We start from the raw sequence: 19,968 nt of genomic DNA, 5'->3' as shown, positions 1-19,968 counted from the left end.
TTTCCGTGGGTAGTGAAGACAGAAAGCTAGCTTGGTAAAGGCTGGAAAAACTCTCACCTATAATTCATATCTAATTGAAAATCCGAGAAACTTCATTAGCAATTCGAGATACCACTCTACCATATTGCACCGATGTTAGCGGAGTTTACCGGTATCAGTGGAGGTATCCCTGAATCGCCCCCAGTACTTTAAAAACCTCACAGCCTTGAATGAGGCAACTATTGGTGATGTATGATCTGCCAGCCTTATCCGGAAACAATCAGAATCGAAGCGATTAAACAAGTCATAGAGTACGTGTGGTCGGTGACTACCGTTGCACGATAAACCGGGGTATCCAACCACAGCCTGCATGCATGCATGGATCAAGCAGTAGGCTGTCCCTGCTGAATAACTGCACGAAGAGTAAGTCTTTACAAGCCGAGATCCGATGCCATAAACCAGTCACCGCAGAGGTAACTGTTTTACGGAATTGGTCAAGCAATCCTGGCCTATCAATAGTGTTCCCAGCCAGTTGTCAATCAGCGCTGTGAGTTGTGGAATGAGCCGAATGAGGGCTATTATCGGTTCATACCGTGAGCCGAATAAGGTGTCAATTCGGCTCATTTTTGGCATTGCACTGCTTGCCCGCGACACATAATCAACGAGGTTATCGATGACAGTAGACTGGATCTGGCAACACGAGGACTGGCCACATTTTTGCTGGCAAGATAAGCAGTTACTGCCAAGGCTACGTCTGGCACACCGCAATCTGGGACTACTCCAGGGCCTTCATTTATCAGCTCACAGCACAACACTGGCGCATCAGACACATGCCCTAGATACGCTGCTGGCCAATATCGTCGCGTCCTCAGCTATCGAGAATCAGCAACTGAACGCGCAGTCGTTACGTGCATCTCTGGCATGTCGCCTCGGGATAGTGGAGCAGTCACACTACCCTACCTCAGTTAGATCCGAGGGGCTGGCCGCCATGATTGTGGATGCAATTAGCAGCGATGAGCAGTTGACGCTTGAACGCCTGCTGCAATGGCATCGCTGGCTTTTTCCCGCAGATGACCGGAGATCGCATCAGATACGCGTTGGCCAGCTGCGTGGTGATGAGCCGATGCAGGTGATATCCGGAGCACGTGATCGACTCATCGTGCATTTCGAAGCCCCACCACGTGAGGGACTAGGGCAGGCATTGGCCACTTTCATCGACTGGTTCAATACCAGTTTCGATGATCCCTGCCTAGATCCATTACTGCGAGCCGCCATCTGTCAGCTCTGGTTTGTCACGTTACATCCGTTTGATGACGGTAACGGACGGATTAGCCGAGCCCTCACCGATCTTGCACTCTCTCAGGCCGACAACCAGAGCATCAGTCTGTATGCAATTTCGACAGTGATTTTTGAGCGTCGAGCTGATTACTATCGCGCTCTGGAGCAGACCCAGAGAGGTGGTCTGGATATCACCCCTTGGCTGGTTTGGTTTTTGGACACACTCAACGTCACGCTGGAACAGGCACAACAATCATGCACCCAAACTCTGGCCCGGCAACGTTTCTGGCAGCAACACGCTAATGACCAATTGTGCCCTGAACAGGTAATGATCCTGAACTATTTGATAGGCAGTGATGATGATCGCTGTTTGCAGAGCATTAGTGCCAGTCAGTATCAAATTATTGCTCAGGTGAGCAAATCTACAGCCACGCGCCATCTTACTGATCTACTGGAAAAAAACTGCCTAGAAAAAGAGCCTGGTGGAGGCAGAAACACACGATATCGGCTCAAATTGACACCTGAAAAGTAAGCCAATTTATAATATGAGGTGGGTGATTACTGGATTTGCCCCATAGAGCCAGACACTTGCACCTTGTCCATGAATGCTAACTTGTAGGGGGGGAGTGCCGATCGGATTCTCGCCTTCTCAGTTAGTTCCATCCCGAAGCATCGATTTGGGCAAGAACGCCCCGCATCTTTATTCATCACACCGAAAGAGCAAGCAGAGTTCGCTCTATTTTGCAAGATCACTCGAGCACATGATGAAAATACTTCTCATTTTGCTGTTCAAGCTATCCTAAGGGTCCCGTAAGAAATCACTAATCTATCCTCACAGAGTGAACATCTTCAGGTGATAGAACCTTTACTCGTGTATACGTGAACTTTATCATTAGGCACATCACACTTTAAGGTAGCTATTTAATTTAGTGATTTTACTTAGCTGAAGCATTACTGTTTGGAGAGAATAAATGGCAAGGAAAAGGCGGACATCAAAGAAACTTGGAGATTTTTATCTAATTATACTTGCCATCGTCATCTTTATTACTATCAAGATAATTGAAGCTATTAAAGCGGTTCCTTGGCAATTTTGGGTGGGTGCATTCTGCGTTTTATTTCTTTTTTTCACATACCGTTACAAAAAAACCACCGACAAACCAGAAAAACCAACAGTTACAGCCACACCTCATCCAACTAAGCACACTTCACCAGTGCATCGAGAGCCGCCGAGGGCAGCTTTCACGCCATCACATGCCCCCAGTCATTCGAAAGCTATAGCCAACGCGGATACAAAGATGCAACCAGAGGCGTTACCACACCAACAACCGAATCCAAACACTGAAGATCTGATCAAGGTATCGGCCTCTGACCTCATGATTTCTGGAGTATCAACCCCTTTTGAGCCCACGACCTTGGATGCAAACTCTTTTGCCAAGACAAAGCCAGATCCAGCTATTGATGCGCCACCAGCCTCCCTTGATTTTGATGACGATGTTTTTACTGTTTTGTCCCTGACAGATAACGATACGGAACTACCCGCGCCCGAGTTCAGCATATCTTTTTCATTCGGAGAACGCAGCCCATCCGTTGTGCCTTCTGAGCAAAACGTACTCTTCACCTCTTCTGAGCTAATGCCTGCGGGGCCCTGCATGGTTGGCCGCTGGATGTCCCCAGGTGAAGAGATCACTCTTGCTGGTCTCAAAATTAGCGGCGGTATGTTTTATGTCGGCAACACCAGGCTGGATGGAGGCCTCTTTGAAGAGCCATCACTTATCGATCCACAAGCCCTTGTTACCATCAAAGATGCGCCCTCAGATCTTCCTCTGCATGGATATTATCCGAGCTATAAAAATCTCACTGCCGACGCCAAGAAAAGATATTTGCAATGGATTGCGAATGGGCGCAAAGACCCCGACGTCGCAATTGGGTTTGTTTTCATCTTTTTCTATGGCCTTGAGCGCCGGTATTTTATTGATGCCAAAAGAGACGAGCTAGCCAAAAGAGAGATGCCATTTATTCTTGCCGAAATAGCCAGATTGGTGACCATCTATTCGGCGCACCCCTCTTTCACAAGATATGCCACCAATTTTCTCGAATATGGGATGGCGAAGAACATCAGCAAGGAATATTACCTTTTCCCCGCACAAGAGGCCGATCCGCTCAGCTACCACGTCCCTATTTCGCTGAAAATCTGCCTCGGGCAACTGGTTAGAGACGGCAAGCCGGTTCCTGCCGATTGGGCTTTGCTCTGGGCGACCTGTACCCCGACAATTTCCTTACGGACCCCCGCGCAGCGCTGCTTTGATATCTTCAAGGCTATGTTCATCGACACCTATAAACGGGAGTATGGCGATGGCATCAAACTGAAAGAGCTCAAATCCCGTGTCGAGGTTTCCTATGCGCCGTCTTCTTATGCCGTCAGCCAATTCATTGAGCGCTGCGTCACCAATCTATCTGATGTCTCCTTCTCGCAGCCATACATCAGAAAGCTGAGTAAGGTTGTTGACCTTTGCACCTCCTTGCTTGAGCCATATAGCCGGTATCTAGGGAGAAATGTTGGGGCAGAAAACACCTTGGAAGCTTTGCTTCATCTGCCATATCAGTATTGGCCAACAGCCATGAAACAAACGTTCGTGACGCTGGCAGAGGTTGTTGGTGTTGATGCCATGCTCCTGCCTTGGTCTGACCTTGCAGCGCGTATCAACATCAACAGCACGGGAGGCCTCAATAAAGCGCAGTATGAAGGTTTGGCTAACATCTTGGCTCACCACCATATGAGCATCGAGCCTCACCCAGAGGGAAGCAATAAGCGCCCGAAGGGAGACGAGCCTGTTGTCATCTATCCGATAAATCCGCAAGAGACGCTGAACAAAAATCAGAGCAGTGTGGATACTGTGTCCGCATTTGTAGATCTGGCCTGTGTTGTCCTGAATACCGACGAAGATAAATCGGAAGTCACGATCGCTTTCCTCAAGGAGCAGATCGGTTCAATGAACTTCCTGACCCACTCTCAATCAGTTCGACTGATCGCAAAAGCGCTACTGGGCACTCAGGCACCTCCTACCCTGTCGATCGTAAAGAAAGCCATCGATGCCTTGGATGGTGAACAAAAGGCATTAGTCGGCAAGCTGCTCGTCGCCTTTGTGAAAGCTGACAACTCGATCACCCCAGCCAAAGTGAAGGTACTGGAGCAGCTGTATAAGCTGATCTCTTTGGATGTGAAACAGGTCTACTCAGACCTCCATTCAAATGAGGCCAGGATCGTATCAACGAGCAAATCTGGCAGCGTGACCAAGGCTACTGGCAGTGCCTCCAGTTTGGATATGGCTCGGGTGGCACAGCTCAAACAGGAGACCTCTCAAGTCACTGCAATGCTTGCATCCGTGTTTACAGAGAATGATGGTGAACATGATGATATCTACCAGCCACAACAGGCCAAGACAGAAGCGTCATCAGATCAAGCGGACGAGCCGACAACCCTTGGGGACACTCGTTCTCTATTTGGCCTTGATGATGACCTAAGCCAATTCCTCAGGGCTCTGCTTGCCCGTCCGGAATGGGCTCGTGATGATTTGTCTGCACTTGCCAACACCATGGGCCTGATGCTCGATGGTGCACTTGAACAAATTAATGAAGCCATGCTCGATCACTTTGATGAAATGCTGATCGAGGGTGATGACACCATTGAATTGAACACTGACCTTCTGGAGCAAATTCCTCATGAGTAAAATCAGGCCAAAAGAGCGTGACGCCGTCATCCAATCCTTAAGAGCGGGTGTCGTGCCCAAGGTGGGTCAGCATCTCATCCAAGTTGGCCGCAAAAACGAAATTGACGCCTTCATGACAGACATCAATCGCGTTGCCGATACAGGTTCATCATTCAGGATCGTTGTCGGGGAGTATGGTGCCGGTAAAACCTTCCTTCTCAACCTTGTGCGAGCAATCGCGCTTGAGAAGCAGCTTGTTACCGTTCACGCCGATCTCAATCCCGATCGCCGACTGCATGCCAGCGGCGGCCAAGCGCGTTCCCTCTATTCTGAGCTCGCCAAGAATATGTCCACCCGCACGAAACCTGATGGCGGTGCACTTGCGGGTGTAGTGGAGAAGTTCATCGCTCAGGCGAAAAATGAAGCCAAGGCGAATGGCTCACAACCTGAAGCGGTCATCCGGAAGAAGCTGGAAGATCTAGCCGAGATGGTCAATGGCTATGACTTTGCCGAGGTGATCGCCGCCTACTGCAAAGGGTTCCAAGATGGAAATGACCAGCTGAAGCATGACGCCATCAGATGGCTTCGGGGCGAATTCTCAACCAAGACCGATGCCCGCATAGCGCTGGGTGTCCGGACCATCGTTGATGATGCCACCATGTATGATCAGCTCAAGCTGATGGCCCGTTTCGTTCAGCTGGCAGGCTATTCAGGCTTGCTGGTATGCCTTGATGAGATGGTGAACCTCTATAAGCTTGCCAACACCCAGGCTCGCAACTCCAACTACGAACAAATCCTGCGGATCCTCAATGACTCCTTGCAAGGGACGTCGGTCGGGCTCGGGTTCATCCTTGGCGGCACTCCCGAGTTTTTGATGGACACCCGACGCGGCCTCTTCAGCTATTCAGCCCTGCAATCCCGTTTGGCCGAGAACAGCTTTGCTCAGGATGGGCTGGTGGATTACTCAGGGCCAGTACTGCGCCTCTCAAGCCTGACCCCTGAGGATTTCTACGTTCTCCTTGAGAAGTTGCGGCATGTCTATGCCTGTGGTGATGAAACCCGTTACACATTGCCAGACGAAGCGTTACCGGCATTTATGGCCCATTGTGAGAGCCGGTTGGGGGAAAGCTATTTCAGAACCCCCAGAACGACGATCACCGCCTTTGTGAACCTGCTGGCCGTCCTAGAGCAGAACCCTGATGCAAACTGGAAAGAGCTCATTGGCTTTACTGACATCAAATCTGATCAGGGAGCGGAGTTAGAATTGGCAGTGGAGCCCGATGATGAATTCACCTCGTTCCAGCTCTGACTCCCGACATTTTGAACGGCTGGATGAGCGGATCCGGCGCTGGGTGTGGCAAAAGGGGTGGACCTCTCTTCGTGATGCGCAAGAGCGGGCGATACCGGCATTATTGGGGGCAGATACAGACGTGATCATCGCTGCTGCCACTGCTGCGGGTAAAACTGAAGCTGCCTTCTTGCCGATATTCACGGTGCTACTGAACAGCCCCGAGCCCGCTACGGTTCTATACATCAGTCCTCTCAAAGCGCTGATCAATGATCAATGGGGACGGCTCAACGAGCTCTGTGACTCGTTGGAGATCCCTGTTACTGGCTGGCATGGTGATATCGCCTACAGCAAGAAGCAGAAGTTCTTGAAGAGTCCCAATGGGGTGTTGTTGATCACCCCTGAATCCCTGGAGGCCCTCTTTGTGAATCGGGGGTCATCCATCCCTGGGATGATGGCCAACATCAAGTACATCGTGATTGATGAGCTGCATGCCTTCATCGGCTTTGAGCGAGGAAAACAGATCCAATCCCTGATGCATCGTGTTGAGCTGGCCATCGGTCGTCAGGTCCCCCGCGTTGGGCTCTCTGCTACTCTCGGGGATATGTCGCTCGCGGCAAAATTCTTGCGCCCTTCCCTACCTGATAGCGTCCAGCTCATCGAGTCAAAGGATGGTGGCCAGGAGCTAAAGGTCCTCATCAAAGGCTATCTCGAAGGTAAAACGGAACCAGACGAAGAACGAGATGAAGACGACCCAACATCTCCCTATGTAGCCATCAGTAACGACTTGTATCGTGTACTCCGCGGGTCAAACAACCTGGTATTTCCCAACTCCAGATCGAACGTTGAAAAGTACACAGACCGTTTACGTCGCCTTTGCGAACAAGATAAGGTCCCAAACCAGTTCTGGGCACACCACGGCAGTTTGTCGAAAACATATCGTGAAGAAACGGAACAGGCTTTGAAGTCGGGTGATGTGCCAGCGACAGCGATTTGCACCAGTACGTTGGAGCTCGGGATCGACATTGGCTCCGTTAAAAGTATTTGCCAAATCGGTCGACCACCTGCGGTGTCTTCATTGCGGCAACGTCTTGGTAGGTCCGGACGCCGTAAGGGAGAGTCCGCAATCCTTCGCGGCTACATCATCGAGCGCGAACTCTCCCCCAATACAAGTATCTCAGATTCACTACGTGAGGACCTGATCCAAACTATCGCCATGGTCAGGCTACTGATCGGTGGTTGGTTTGAGCCTCCCCTTGCTGGTGGCTTGCACGCCTCAACTCTAGTTCAACAGATCCTTTCTGTTATCAGTGAGCGCGGCGGCATCATGGCCAGAGACCTTTGGCATAGTCTGCTCTCCCCTGGTGCGCCTTTTGAAGGATTCACACCTGATGACTTTATTGGGCTTCTCAAGCAGATGGGCCGCTTGAAATTGATACAACAGGACTCATCAGGTTTGCTGCTGCACGGTGAAGTAGGCGAAAAACTCGTTAACAATCACGAATTCTACGCATCATTTGTCAGTGATGAGGAATACCGGCTGATCTGCGCCTCTACTCAGGTTGGGTTGATCCCGATAAGCAGGCCTCTGATTACAGGCCAGAAGATCATTTTTGCCGGTCGCCGCTGGCAAGTTCTCGAAGTGAATGAAGAAAAGAAATTTATACTTGTGGCCCCCTCAAAAGGAGGGACTCCTCCTGTCTTCGATAACTGCTTGGCCACTGTTCACGAAATAGTCAGGGTTGAAATGCGCAATGTGCTTGCTGGTGGCTTTGATGTTCCATTTCTTGATACCAGAGCAAAAGAGCTACTGTCCGAAGCAAGAGAAAACTTTAAACGCTTTGACCTTGACTCGACTACATTGATTGAATTGGGCGATAATTCCGTACAGCTGTTCCCGTGGTCCAGTGATATTGCACATGATGCGTTTGTTCTGTTGATGCAAAAAAATGATATTGATGCTGTTAATGAAGGCATTTACATCTTAATTAATTGCAGCAAAGAAAAAATGCTGAATGTTATAGTCAGCATTAAAGACTCACATGTACTATCGACAGACCTACTGGACGGAGTCCGAAACTTAAATCGAGAAAAGTGGGATTGGGCACTTCCTGATAGAATTTTGCGTAAGTCATTCTCCTCACTTAGGTTGGATCTGGAAGGTGCATTAGGAATATGTAAGAAGGTCATACTCATGCATGGAAAATAATTTTTCTACTAAACTGGCTAAATAGCTATTCCGAATAGTAGATCACTGTACTCGTACCGCTTCTACAGGTGACATGGAGCACACATCGTCGATGAGCCTTGTCACTTCAGGTGTTGCATGTTAACCAGAATATGCCAGCGGTGTGACTGTGGATCGTTTGCCGTTGAATAACGGCAATTAAAAATAATTGGTTAATCATTGTTTAAGCCACCTAATCAACCTAAACCCCACATTCGTAGGTTTATTTTCGCTAATGGTTAGATGGTTAATTAGGTTCGCTATAAAGCGATAAGTATATTGACAGCGTTGAATTATACTCATCCATACCTCACAATATTATTTTCATTGAAATTACTTAACCACCTAACCATAACTATCACTCAATCAGTAATAATGTGGCTTACGGATGGTTAGCAACATCATAATGCTCACTTAACCAGAATATAATACATTAACCATTAGTCGCATCTTTTGATAAAAACACCCGACTCAGTGGCGGGTGTTTTTTTACTTTATTACTTTATTACTTTATTACTTTATTACTTTATTACTTTATTACTTTATTACTTTATTACTTTATCTATCCTATTTGTTCCAATCACTGGCAAACAGTATAGAGTTTGATTAGATCGGCCTTTTTTGCTCTTTATTTTCCCCTCGCTCGCAAGCATCCTGAGTGCCTTACCACAAGATGTTGCCATATTGACCTTCTCTCCATGTAGCTTGCACAATTCACTCGCAACAACCCATTTAGTATCATTATATTCCCCTGACAGATAATTATGGCAAATAATATCGTACCAAGCCCCCTTATCAGTGTGAGCATCGTTTACAGACGCAGCTTGAATGACTGTCGTTTCATCCAGATACCAAGAGCCCCCATCATCATATTTTGCCTTTACCTCCAACCAAAACTGACGTAATTTCTCGGGTTCGGTGTGACGCACTCGCCCCTCATCCCAACTCCAACCAAGAATTTCATTAAGAACATCCATATTTGCTGGTGACGCCAACTCGATCACCGCAAACCGCGAACTCCCAGTAGCATCTTTCAGGAAACCAGTGCCGTTAACCGTGCCAATAAAACTAGTTTGACGCCGCTTAACAGTGAAATTACGCCCATACGGCACTCGAAAACGGTCATGATCTCTCGTTAAAAACGCTTTCAGGCTGCCAGCCTCATGCCTGGTGGTACTCTCAAGTTCGGCCAATTCTACCACCCACGCGGAAACTGCGCGTCTCACATCATCAGGCACATCGGGATTGATGGAGCAATCCAGTGTTGACCCAGGTACCACAGTGGCAATATGGCGTATCCATGCAGATTTTTTGAATGATTGGCCACCCGCGAGGACCGGAACCAATTTTGATATCCAATTGGGTTCATATAATGCAGCAACACATCCAATCAACCATGGATTTATTACCTGAGCGGCATAACCTGGGTTGACCGCACCTAGGGTGGCTATCACCTTATCCACTCGTAATTGACCATCCCACGGCATCCCGTCCTCCAGCCAACTACGTACAGGATGATAACTATGCTGTTCACAAATCGCTGTCAAATGATCATCAATTGCCCTGTCTGACAGATGTGCATGCTGGCAGGCATCAACCAGCGCAGATCGCTGACCTGCATCAGAGAGACCTAGGCGCTGATTATCAGAATTAGCGACCTCTGGTTCAGCCGTCATCTGGTTGAAACGCGGGATCCAGTTTTTGTGTAAAATAATAGCATGCAGATTACGGCTAGTCCTCATCGGTCGGCTATTTGGCAAAAGGTCCGGCAACGTCAATTGCTTGCTGTTGTCCATGACTTTCGCGAAAACTACATTTTTTTCCTGCTGCTCATTATTTTTCTGATCTTGCTGGTCGTACGTCAAGAGTTCACACCCAAATATTTTTTCATTGCTTTGCTTCATTGTTATTATCCTCGGCCTTATAGGCCTGATTTTTATATATACTATGCATTACCACTTGGATTTCATTTTAATTATAACCAAAATTAGCCTGTTATAAATCACGCGTGAAATATCAAAAGATGCTTTACCTTTAGTTTATTCCAATGAGACCAGACATGCTTAAACTGTGCTTCGTGTACAATGTCACTTGTAACGACCATATGAGTATAGTGCACAGGAATTCAGAGATAACATTTCAACAAAACCAGTAGATTACGTTATATCTACATAGGCCAACCAGTCTATGTGCCGATGAAGATATGACTATTTCCATCAAAGATCAATAGGACGAAAAAAATAAATTGACATTTTGTGCAATTTATTTATTAAGCCTAATGATTGCACCTAGAATTACAACAAATATATATAAACACTAATTCCTAGTGACGAAGCATGGCTATTTAAACTACCAGGTTATCGATAAATTTCCGAACGTCGCAGTAGTTATGGCCGCACAGCTAGAGCAGTTCTCGGCATGTCGCATACTGTCCAAAATTGCAGCGGCTGAAACCACTACAGAGGAGAGACCAATCGCCAGCATTGTAGATACAGAACTGGATCACATGCACCACGACCAGTGGTGCAACCTAGAAAAAATGGCTACTGAGCTATCCTGCCTGGGGGGCGAGTACCGACAGATCTATGAACAATCCTCGCTACGCGAGAATGATAGCCATAGCTATTCACCTTTTCAGGTGAGAGGGATACGCTTTATCTATATATATAAAAACAATCCCTCTCAGCTATGCAACTCAGTTACACTGCTGGACCTCAGAGTTTCTCTCGCTCCTGGGCAGTTGGCTGCTCACGTTCGGCCATGACGTCGGCGCTCATACCAGGCTCATCAAACCACCTATCCCAGGACTCACCTACAGGTGTGATTATGCGAGTACGACCAACCACTACGATCTCAACATGCGTGACCTCATCTGGCAGGGCCACGGCCTCGGGCAGGTAAACCCCCTGGCCACGACCACACTTAAAAACTGTTGATTCCATCACGCGTCCTATGAAGCCAGATACCATGTGAACCGAACATAGCTAATGGGCCCGGTATGTCAACTGACACCGGATGCACACGTTATGCAATACGGCTACACTGTATATAAAAACAGTAACCAGTGAGCCACCATGTTCGCCATCCCACATCCAACCCCGGACGCTCTAGAGCTGCCGCTTTTTCTGTCCCCTGTGATTTGCGGCTTTCCTAAATTACTGATCCCAATAGTGCTACTGAATCGCCCCCAGTTCCCTAGACACCTCACAGCCTTAAAATGAGGCAACTATTGGAGGTGTTATGACCCGTCAGCGTTATCCAGAAACATTCAAAATCGAAGCCGTTAAACAAATCACCGAGCGCGGACGGCCGGTGGTTGACGTTGCACGAGCCCTCGGGGTATCCGGCCACAGTCTGTATGCCTGGCTCAAGCAGTACGGTAAGCCTGCTGACCAGCAGCTCGAAGAGTCTGCTTTGCAAGCCGAGATACGCCGCCTGAAAGCCGAACTGCGCCAGGTCACCGAGGAGCTCAATATCCTAAAGGAGGCCGCGTACTTTGCCAGCGAGTCAAGGAAAGGTACGCATTCATAACCTCCCGACTCGACCGCTACAGCGTCGTTACCCTGTGCCAGACCCTGGGGGTTCACCGAAGTGGCTTTTACGCGTGGCTGAAACAGCCCACATCGCCACGCCATCAGGAGGACGAACGACTGACCGGATTGGTCAAGCAATCCTGGCTGGAAAGTGGTGCTGTCTACGGTTATCGCAAAATCCATCGCGACCTTCGTGACGCAGGGGAAGCCTGCGGCAAGCACCGTATGGCCAAATTAATGAGGCGGGAAGGGCTGCGTTCGCAAACGGGCTATCAACGCCGCAAGGGGCATTATGGAGGAGGCAAAAGCCCACAGGTTGCCCCAAACACGCTGGCACGTCAGTTTAAGATGCCAGCTCCCAACATATCCTGGGTGACTGACATTACCTACATCCGCACTCAAGAAGGGTGGTTGTACCTGGCGGTGGTGCTCGACCTGTTCTCTCGCCAGACGTCGGTTGGGCGATGAAGTCACGCATGACGGCAGACTTGGCGGTTGATGCGTTATTGATGGCCGTCTGGCGACGCAAGCCCAAGCAGCCGGTAATGGTGCATTCGGATCAGAGCAGCCAGTTTACCGGTGGTGAATGGCAGGACTTTCTGAAGACCCACAACCTGAGTTGCAGCATGAGCCGACGTGGCAACTGTCACGACAACGCGGTCGCCGAGAGCTTCTTCCAGTTGCTCAAACGGGAGCGGATCAAGCGCAGGATTTACGCGACAAGAGACGAAGCCCGCAGCGATGTGTTTGATTATATCGAGATATTTTACAACCCAATCAGGCGCCATGGTTCCAATGATGGGCTGTCGCCGGTAGAGTTTGAAAGGCAGTTTATTTTTCAGCAACAAAGTGTCTAGAAAACCAGGGGCGATTCAAACGCACCGACTCAAAAGGTTCGAGCTGCATGGCATCGTCACACGCACAGCGTATGCTGAGACACCTCCAAGGGTCGTGTATGAACTAACACCGCTTGGTGAGGGCCTGCGAGTTCTTGAGGCAATGGGTAAGTGGGGGTACTCTTTGCCGGATGATGCCACGTCAAATGAGTCACCATTACAATGGTGACGGACATGGAATTCGTTGCAAGTCCTGAATGCTCTTTTTGAGCCCTCCACCGAAATCTCTCACGACGACACAAGCGATGAGCATTAAGAGCCGCTAAGTAAAGTGCTAATTAAGCCAGTGGTTGAACATCGATGGCCCAATCCTATCGAAAGTTGTCATTTAGGCCACTTTTTAGCGCATGGAGATTGAGCAAAAATCACCTCCTCGAAACATCAACAGGACCAATCACATGAAATTCAACGCACTTCCTTTGGTACTCTCTATCGCTTTTGGTGCAGTCACCGCCCCGGCGTTTGCAGGAGAAAGCAACACTCAGGCTTCCACTTCAACTCATAAAGTTGAAATGCAACAGGTTCGTAATGCGACAGTGAAAATCACTTACGCAGGCACTACCTTCTTGATCGATCCTATGCTGGCTAAAAAGGGCGCTTACCCTGGGTTTGAAGGTACCTATCGCAGCAACCTCCGCAATCCGCTTGTGGAGTTACCTGAGTCGGCAGAGAACATCATCTCAGGAGTGGATGCGGTCATCGTTACTCATACCCACCTTGACCACTGGGACGATGCAGCACAAAGAGCATTGCCTAAAAACATTCCGCTGTTTGCGCAGCATGAGGCTGATGCACAGCTGATCCGCGCTCAGGGTTTCAAGAACGTTCGCGTACTGACTGACGAAGCTGAATTTGGTGGCGTTCAAATTTCCAAGACTGGTGGTCAACATGGCACAAACAAAATGTATGCCGATCCCGTTCCCGCAAAACTGCTTGGTGAAGCCATGGGCGTCATTTTTCAAGCGAAAGGCTATAAGACCCTCTATTTGGCCGGTGACACCATCTGGCGTAAAGAGGTAGACCAGGCCATTGAGACATATGACCCTGAAGTCATCGTGCTCAATGCCGGAAAAGCAAAAATGACTGGGTACGAAGGCGCAATCATCATGGGTGAGGAAGACGTGCTTCGCGCATCACTGGCTGCGAAGAATGCAAAAATTGTTGCGGTGCACATGGACGCAGTTAATCACATGTCCTTGACCCGTGATGAACTACGGGCCTACGTCAAGAAGCATGGTATCGAGAGCCGCGTTGATATCCCGGAAGACGGAGTGTCACTGGCGTTCTGATGTCAATTACATAAAGCGGCATGAAACGGCTTTTGATGTTCAGCAAAGGCATCGTTGCTCGGTTAAGGGGTGGGTTATTGAATAACCCACCCTGCAAGTCTCTGTCAGTTAGGGCTAATCTGTGTCCGCAATACATGTTGCTGTGCTCGCCTTCAAGGAGGTGAGGCCGTTGCTTCCCAAATCTGCCGTCCCCAGCCCCAAATGGTCGCTACATTTGGGGCTTTCCGACAGGCAGACCAAGGCTGTTCAGTTTGTTTATCGCGCTCTCATACGCCATCATTTCCCCTACCTGATCGCTGTATTTCCGCAGACTGATTTTCCCCGCCATCAACTGCTTGAACCGACACATTGCTGTCTCTGCCAGCGAGCGATGTTGATAACCCGATCATCTATAATATAATGAGAACGGGCCATACATTTTACCAGTGAAATGAAAACACGACAAACCAATGCCAATAAATACCTAGCAAGATTAGATATAACCCCATATCTATCGTGATTTCATTACCGCAGGTAAAAGCCAGGATCAGCCTCTATCAACACGTTTTGCTGGTAACTCGATTTTTCAGAGCCTTATTTATCTGCGACAATATTGTTGCTCTATGATTAAGTGGAAGCATTTTTTCAAAAATGCTTTGTTTATAACCAGAAGCCGCTGTAATCAAGTAAAAACAATCTTTTTCCCCCAAGAAAAGAGAAAACCATTCATTCTTTGTGAAAGGATTTATTTTATGAATTTTAATTAGCGCATTAAAAATATCCTTAAACACGTCAGACAAACGACCTTTCTTTCTCAACTCAATAATATTTTCATATAACGAGTTGTTAGACTCAACAGATTGTATGGGTGACGACAGTGGGATTTGATTGATGATTACACCAATAAATTCACCAACCCTGCAATCTGGAATATACCCATAATGATCTCGATACTTATCATCGTCGCTCTTATTACGTTTGATAACAGGACACCCGCCAATTAGTCCTTTTTTCTGATTTTCCATGTAAGCATACTGGACCAGTCGTTGCTGCTCCTGGACCCAAAGCTTTGCATTTTTTGCGTCAGCCTCGGTTAACTCTTTTATAAGGGAAAAATCAGAATTCATATCAACTGTACCTAGGTGAACATTTACAGCCCTATACCTACGAACACATTTACCTGAACTGAGCTCCAGCTCTTCCAGTACACTCACGGTTTTGCTAAATGATACTGTTCTAAGATTTGCATTCAACCTCATGTTAGCCATGTCACACCTCTCATTATTATTGTTATTTTATGTTTTTTTCTTTGGTTTGTTCGTGTGATATGGGATCCCCATACCAATCAGCAATCCATTCATTGTTAGTAAAAATTTCATTTTTTAGTTTGTCTCTGTCTAAGAAAAACATGTTTGGCTTATCAATAGTATCTTTTTCTGAGTTGATATCCTGGACATATCCATCAGGAATCAATGCGTTTGATCCTACATGAACGCTCTCCAGCCCTTTCCTAAAAATTGTAGCCAAAACGCCTTCCAACAGTGCTCGTGCATTTGATATAAAACTATCCGATGGTTCTTCGATTGATAGCAAAACAAAATCCAATCTTAGAAGCCGGAAAAAGAATGACGATGTACCATATGTTTTTTTATCCACAAATGACTGCACTGTTCTTTTAATCTTGGCATATTGTTTTTTAGTACAACGAATCAATGCAGTAAACGGTATCACTCTAAGAACGCTTAATTCATTTAATTCATTTGAAACACCCAAGTTCAGACTGTAATCATCTCGTCTAGGTGAATATTCAATACCTTGCTCGATCAGCTTAAACCAAGTAGCCCGTGACTTTTTAACTTTCGTCCCTGATATCCATCGCTGACCATCTATACTGTAACAGATCCCCTGTGGCTCACGATTATCAACTCTCCACGGCTTGACCATTACATTATGCTCACGCAACCCAGTGACAAATTCAGTCATGTTGTTCGGCTGTTTTTTAAAAACCACGTCCATTGCATCCCTGATAATACAAGCGGGATCATGCATAGCATGAAAGCTCCCTCTACCACGGCCATTTTTAATATTTACTATGCTATACTCATGACCGAAATTTTTTTCAGGGCTTTTACAGATCGACAATCCCAATTCCATTTCAATTTTTCGAGCAGCGTCAACTCCACGAGCGTAGTCATTACTATCATCAACTAAGGTTCTGTCTAGTTTTACTCTACATGCCACAACATGTACATGTAGAGACCTTGTATCGCGGTGTATAACAGATGTCCATCGAGTATCGCTACCATATCCCAATTCACTCATTAGCAGCCTAGCTGCAACTAGACATTGATATGGCGTTAATGATTCATCGGGGCTCAATGATAGTGAATAATGTGCACATAGTTGGTTTCCTGTGCCTGCATACAATGATGCCTGCATATTCAACTCCATGAGTAGTGGCCCGATGTCATAATCAGAGACCTCACCTCTTTCATTCAATGTAATATTTGGTCTATTAATTACACCACCACCGAGATGATAAACCTGTGATGGCATGGATTTTCGTTTCCTACCAATATGTATAGCTCGGTAAATATAAGACAGTCTGTACTGGAAGTTTTGGCCGAACCTGTGTTTTTCAAAATTCATTTCAACTTTACTCCAATCAGAGCTTTTTCAATTCCTATAAACAGAGAATTTATAGATGAGAAAGCCTGCATCACTGGAGAGTTATCACTACTGTCAGTAATAAATTTATAAACGTCACTACCGACCTCAGCTTGTCTAATCAACAAAATGATTTGATTTAAATTCGATGATATATTGTATACCCCCTCGAGCAATCTCACACGATCATCATATGAAAAATCTGGTGAGATATTACTGTCTGGTTCCCGGAGAGCCAAAAACCGAATCAGGCTAGACTTTTTGGGAATACCATAGGTTTTACTATGCTTAGTTAAAACACGTTGCTCAGCTGCATTAAATGAGATTCGGAGCATTAAACTGCGTTTTTCATCAGCTGATTTTTTGGGTCTACCAGACCGTGGTTTTCTGTTCAATTGCGTGCACCTTTATAATAATTATTAGTAGTGTTATGCGTTTTATTTTTCAAACCAACCTATTTAATAGACATTAAAACATAGCTGGTTTAGCGTTTTTTCAAAAAATATACAATAAATTTATACGAAGTCACATTCAGAAGTGAGCTAAATTATTCGGTGATATTTAATGCTCACTCTAATTATAGTATTGCAAACACTAAATATAATATCAACAATTTTTTGAGCTAAATTATTAATTTAACGACTAACGTTATCTATGGCATTGGCGAAAGTTAATATTTAAAATATGAAATTAACTAGACTTACATGGTGAATTTAATTTTCTTCCGTGAAATTAAAACTATGACATTGGCTGATTAAAGTCATATAAAAAGGCATGCTCTCATCCTATGACAGACATACCTTTTCTAGATCTGGTCGAATCAATGATGTCATATAAGCTCAAGGCTATGAGATAAAATCTTCCCAAATGCTTGATCGTCAACATAATCCGCATGATCATTTATACGCATATTTTTTATCTGACTCAGCACAGTAAAAAAGCACTCCTCACATAGATGTACCTCATATGCCGTACCATCATGTTTCGAACCATAACCCCATTTTGCAGTCAGGGCTCCAAACTGAGGATTATACAAATTTGGGTTCATATTTGGAGTTGTGCTTTTATGGCATACGTCACACTGAATATCAGCTATAACCTCAACCTCTTTTGTGGTCATTATTTTCATAGAACACTCGCTATACATGTAGAGTAATGGACAGATAGCATGAACAAAAATGTCTCATGCCACCCTAAACAAAATTTATTATAGTCGAATGAATAAAAAAAGCAGCCTTACGGCTGCTTTCAATACCACTATAATTGTGGATTAGATCAGATAATCCTCTAAGGACTTTCCGCTAGCAACGCCCTCAGCGATGGCTTTCGGCATACGGCCCTGACCAGTCCAGGTTTTTTCCTGGCCATCTTCGTGATACTTGTACTTTGCGGGACGCGGCGCACGCTTGGCCTTTTCCTTTCCTTCAGCTTTCGACGGAGCTGCACTGCCAACCAGTTCGCTGGGGTCAATCCCTGCGTTTTTCAGCATCTCGCTGAATTCCTCGAGCTTACGCAGACGCTCGGCATTTTCCTCCTGATATCGGAGCTCAGCAGCCTCACGCTCTGTAAACACCTCATCAAATTTGGCCTGAATCTCGACCAACTGTTCGAATGGTAGTTCACGCAGAGCAGCCCGGAGACTACGAATATTCAACAGTGTTTTGATAAAATCGTTCATGGATATCACGCCTAAAAAGTTATTTGTTTATTGCCTAGCATTATCACCTAGCTGTAGTTTGGTGCCAATATTTATCATCAAAATAATTGATCTTTATATAGCCACTTAGGGAAGCTATGAGTAACCGCGCAACGTCGATCTGACTTGAGCTAAGACCCCACAGGTTCCATTAGTTACTGCTAGACTGGTTTATTCATACTGACAGCAGAGATCTTGTGATGACTCAACTCATTCTACTAATCGTTGCCCTCAGTACTCATGGGAGATCCCATGAGATTGCATATGAGGTTTGTGATACATTTATTGAGGATGCTGTTCGGTATTCAGAAATGGACACTATGCATCTGACAGCACTGCGCTCACAGGTTATGGCTGCAAAAGATCTAGCTTTTTTTGAAAGGTTGTTTTCGACGACATCAGACAAATTGCTCCGAGCCTATTCTGCCCATAGCATCGAACAGGCTCGTGAAATGGCTTTTCGCGATACACGGCAGTGGGAGCTGTTGTTGCTAGATATCGGCATCAAGATGCATGGACGACCCGCTAGCGAGTTGTGGAGCACGTATTATCTGGCTTGCCGAGAGACACTGTTGTAATACCATCACTATCTAAGATGCCCCCTCGCTCGGGGCGGTTGTAGCTCTACAATCGCAGACCCACACCATCAAGCAGCGAATTATCGGTTTTATGCATAGCCCACAACTACTGGTACAGCTGCTGGCGGCATAGCCGCAGCAAACACAAAAAAGCTCCATTGGAGCCCGTGCATAGACACCTCAGCCCACACAGGTGATACTGATCATATTCATATTGCTCGGAACTTAGCCACTTACGTTCAGCGCAAAATGACTTTGTCAGGACCCAGTCCATCGAGTGCTCTTTTGAGGTAGCCATGGCACGCACGCTTGACGAAATATTGACCACAGAAATGCCCGACGTTGTCACTCAGGCCAGGGAAAAAGCAGAGCAAATGCGACTGGAGATTCATCTCACCCAACTGCGTGAAATGCTGACCCAGGCTGGCACCGAACCCATGATTTGCGATCAAACACCATCAGTACAGGACGTTACACTGATGGATCTTAAACGCTGGGTCGAGGCTGCTGGGGGAAAACTACAGCTCAATGTTGAAATGCCAAACGGATCTCAGATCTCGTTTACCGTTTAACTAGAAATCCATCTCTGCACACCGTAGCAATTGTCAGCTGACAACAGAGAGATCTGTACCTCGGTGATCGCAGGGGCACACATCATCGGTATCGTGAAATGAAACCCTGGCTGCTGACGGCGGGATGAGCTGCACCTCAGCGCCTGTTGGTTATCCGATTATCGGTATCGTGGAATGGATCTCTGACTGCTGACTGACCGCAATTGTCAGCTGACAACGGGATGATCTGCTCATTAGTGCCCGCAGGCATTCGCGTTATCAGTATCGTGAAATGGAACC

Annotated in this window: 14 protein-coding genes and 2 pseudogenes; 8 read left to right on the top strand and 8 right to left on the bottom strand. The window is 46.7% G+C overall.

The window, feature by feature from the left end; all coding sequences use genetic code 11:
- Positions 1 to 652 precede the first annotated feature (652 nt).
- The 4 genes from G5229_RS20010 to G5229_RS19995 all read left to right on the top strand — a co-directional run bounded on the left by G5229_RS20010 (position 653) and on the right by G5229_RS19995 (position 8,461).
- Positions 653 to 1,789, top strand: a complete 1,137-nt coding sequence (locus tag G5229_RS20010) for a Fic family protein (protein WP_421210195.1) — start codon at positions 653 to 655, stop codon at positions 1,787 to 1,789.
- A gap of 439 nt (positions 1,790 to 2,228) precedes the next feature.
- Entirely contained in the window at positions 2,229 to 4,985 is a 2,757-nt protein-coding gene (locus G5229_RS20005) for a TerB N-terminal domain-containing protein (protein ID WP_421210193.1), read from the top strand.
- Positions 4,978 to 6,273 (top strand): ATP-binding protein, encoded by a 1,296-nt coding sequence (locus G5229_RS20000; protein WP_075114266.1) that lies wholly within the window; start codon positions 4,978 to 4,980, stop codon positions 6,271 to 6,273. Before G5229_RS20005 ends, G5229_RS20000 begins: the two co-directional genes overlap by 8 nt.
- Entirely contained in the window at positions 6,245 to 8,461 is a 2,217-nt protein-coding gene (locus G5229_RS19995) for a DEAD/DEAH box helicase (RefSeq protein WP_247824043.1), read from the top strand. Before G5229_RS20000 ends, G5229_RS19995 begins: the two co-directional genes overlap by 29 nt.
- 563 nt (positions 8,462 to 9,024) lie before the next feature.
- Here the strand turns inward: G5229_RS19995 and G5229_RS19990 are convergent.
- Both G5229_RS19990 and vapB read right to left on the bottom strand, forming a co-directional pair.
- Complete coding sequence (locus G5229_RS19990) at positions 9,025 to 10,383, bottom strand: VapE domain-containing protein (protein ID WP_075114264.1); 1,359 nt, start codon at positions 10,381 to 10,383, stop codon at positions 9,025 to 9,027.
- A gap of 810 nt (positions 10,384 to 11,193) precedes the next feature.
- Entirely contained in the window at positions 11,194 to 11,421 is a 228-nt protein-coding gene (gene vapB / locus G5229_RS19985) for a type II toxin-antitoxin system VapB family antitoxin (RefSeq protein WP_098968699.1), read from the bottom strand.
- A gap of 298 nt (positions 11,422 to 11,719) precedes the next feature.
- Here vapB and G5229_RS19980 point away from each other — a divergent pair.
- From G5229_RS19980 to G5229_RS19970, 3 genes and pseudogenes are all read left to right on the top strand, one after another.
- A pseudogene (locus tag G5229_RS19980) lies at positions 11,720 to 12,869 on the top strand (IS3 family transposase).
- Positions 12,862 to 13,077, top strand: coding sequence for a winged helix-turn-helix transcriptional regulator (locus G5229_RS19975; RefSeq protein WP_345774167.1), 216 nt, complete (start codon positions 12,862 to 12,864; stop codon positions 13,075 to 13,077). The pseudogene G5229_RS19980 and the gene G5229_RS19975 overlap by 8 nt, the downstream one beginning before the upstream one ends.
- A gap of 229 nt (positions 13,078 to 13,306) precedes the next feature.
- Positions 13,307 to 14,197, top strand: coding sequence for an MBL fold metallo-hydrolase (locus G5229_RS19970; RefSeq protein WP_421210190.1), 891 nt, complete (start codon positions 13,307 to 13,309; stop codon positions 14,195 to 14,197).
- Between the two features lie 208 nt (positions 14,198 to 14,405).
- Here G5229_RS19970 and G5229_RS19965 read toward each other — a convergent pair.
- The 6 genes and pseudogenes from G5229_RS19965 to G5229_RS19940 form a co-directional block, all read right to left on the bottom strand.
- Positions 14,406 to 14,582 (bottom strand): annotated as a pseudogene (locus G5229_RS19965) (IS5/IS1182 family transposase); the annotation flags it as partial.
- 151 nt (positions 14,583 to 14,733) lie between these two features.
- Positions 14,734 to 15,444 (bottom strand): hypothetical protein, encoded by a 711-nt coding sequence (locus tag G5229_RS19960; protein ID WP_421210189.1) that lies wholly within the window; start codon positions 15,442 to 15,444, stop codon positions 14,734 to 14,736.
- A gap of 22 nt (positions 15,445 to 15,466) precedes the next feature.
- A complete protein-coding gene (locus G5229_RS19955; RefSeq protein ID WP_421210187.1) occupies positions 15,467 to 16,732 on the bottom strand; it encodes a relaxase/mobilization nuclease domain-containing protein in 1,266 nt (421 codons plus the stop codon).
- 89 nt (positions 16,733 to 16,821) lie between these two features.
- Positions 16,822 to 17,238, bottom strand: a complete 417-nt coding sequence (locus G5229_RS19950; RefSeq protein WP_128821761.1) for a hypothetical protein — start codon at positions 17,236 to 17,238, stop codon at positions 16,822 to 16,824.
- Between the two features lie 434 nt (positions 17,239 to 17,672).
- Positions 17,673 to 17,972: a hypothetical protein gene (locus tag G5229_RS19945; RefSeq protein ID WP_266134029.1), complete on the bottom strand. Its 300-nt coding sequence runs from the start codon at positions 17,970 to 17,972 to the stop codon at positions 17,673 to 17,675.
- Between the two features lie 141 nt (positions 17,973 to 18,113).
- The gene (locus G5229_RS19940; RefSeq protein WP_042655815.1) at positions 18,114 to 18,521 is read right to left on the bottom strand and encodes an H-NS family nucleoid-associated regulatory protein; all 408 of its coding nucleotides are present in this window, start codon (positions 18,519 to 18,521) and stop codon (positions 18,114 to 18,116) included.
- A gap of 892 nt (positions 18,522 to 19,413) precedes the next feature.
- On the opposite strand from G5229_RS19940, the gene G5229_RS19935 reads away from it, so the two are divergent.
- Entirely contained in the window at positions 19,414 to 19,689 is a 276-nt protein-coding gene (locus G5229_RS19935; protein ID WP_201902237.1) for a transcriptional regulator, read from the top strand.
- Positions 19,690 to 19,968 lie beyond the last annotated feature (279 nt).

This window comes from Aeromonas sp. 602396 (assembly GCF_049173735.1).
GTDB classification, from domain to species: domain Bacteria; phylum Pseudomonadota; class Gammaproteobacteria; order Enterobacterales; family Aeromonadaceae; genus Aeromonas; species Aeromonas veronii_A.
Note: the sequence above shows the minus strand (reverse complement) of the source record. Positions and strands in the feature narration are given on the sequence as shown.

What these genes read in the sequence shown, in the direction of transcription:
- G5229_RS19955 (WP_421210187.1), bottom strand. Translation starts at nt 16,732, where the DNA reads ATGCCATCACAGGTTTATCATCTCGGTGGTGGTGTAATTAATAGACCA.
- G5229_RS19940 (WP_042655815.1), bottom strand. Translation starts at nt 18,521, where the DNA reads ATGAACGATTTTATCAAAACACTGTTGAATATTCGTAGTCTCCGGGCT.
- G5229_RS20005 (WP_421210193.1), top strand. Translation starts at nt 2,229, where the DNA reads ATGGCAAGGAAAAGGCGGACATCAAAGAAACTTGGAGATTTTTATCTA.
- G5229_RS19945 (WP_266134029.1), bottom strand. Translation starts at nt 17,972, where the DNA reads ATGAAAATAATGACCACAAAAGAGGTTGAGGTTATAGCTGATATTCAG.
- G5229_RS19960 (WP_421210189.1), bottom strand. Translation starts at nt 15,444, where the DNA reads ATGGCTAACATGAGGTTGAATGCAAATCTTAGAACAGTATCATTTAGC.
- G5229_RS20000 (WP_075114266.1), top strand. Translation starts at nt 4,978, where the DNA reads ATGAGTAAAATCAGGCCAAAAGAGCGTGACGCCGTCATCCAATCCTTA.
- G5229_RS19935 (WP_201902237.1), top strand. Translation starts at nt 19,414, where the DNA reads ATGGCACGCACGCTTGACGAAATATTGACCACAGAAATGCCCGACGTT.
- G5229_RS19990 (WP_075114264.1), bottom strand. Translation starts at nt 10,383, where the DNA reads ATGAAGCAAAGCAATGAAAAAATATTTGGGTGTGAACTCTTGACGTAC.
- G5229_RS19970 (WP_421210190.1), top strand. Translation starts at nt 13,307, where the DNA reads ATGAAATTCAACGCACTTCCTTTGGTACTCTCTATCGCTTTTGGTGCA.
- vapB (WP_098968699.1), bottom strand. Translation starts at nt 11,421, where the DNA reads ATGGAATCAACAGTTTTTAAGTGTGGTCGTGGCCAGGGGGTTTACCTG.
- G5229_RS20010 (WP_421210195.1), top strand. Translation starts at nt 653, where the DNA reads ATGACAGTAGACTGGATCTGGCAACACGAGGACTGGCCACATTTTTGC.
- G5229_RS19995 (WP_247824043.1), top strand. Translation starts at nt 6,245, where the DNA reads ATGATGAATTCACCTCGTTCCAGCTCTGACTCCCGACATTTTGAACGG.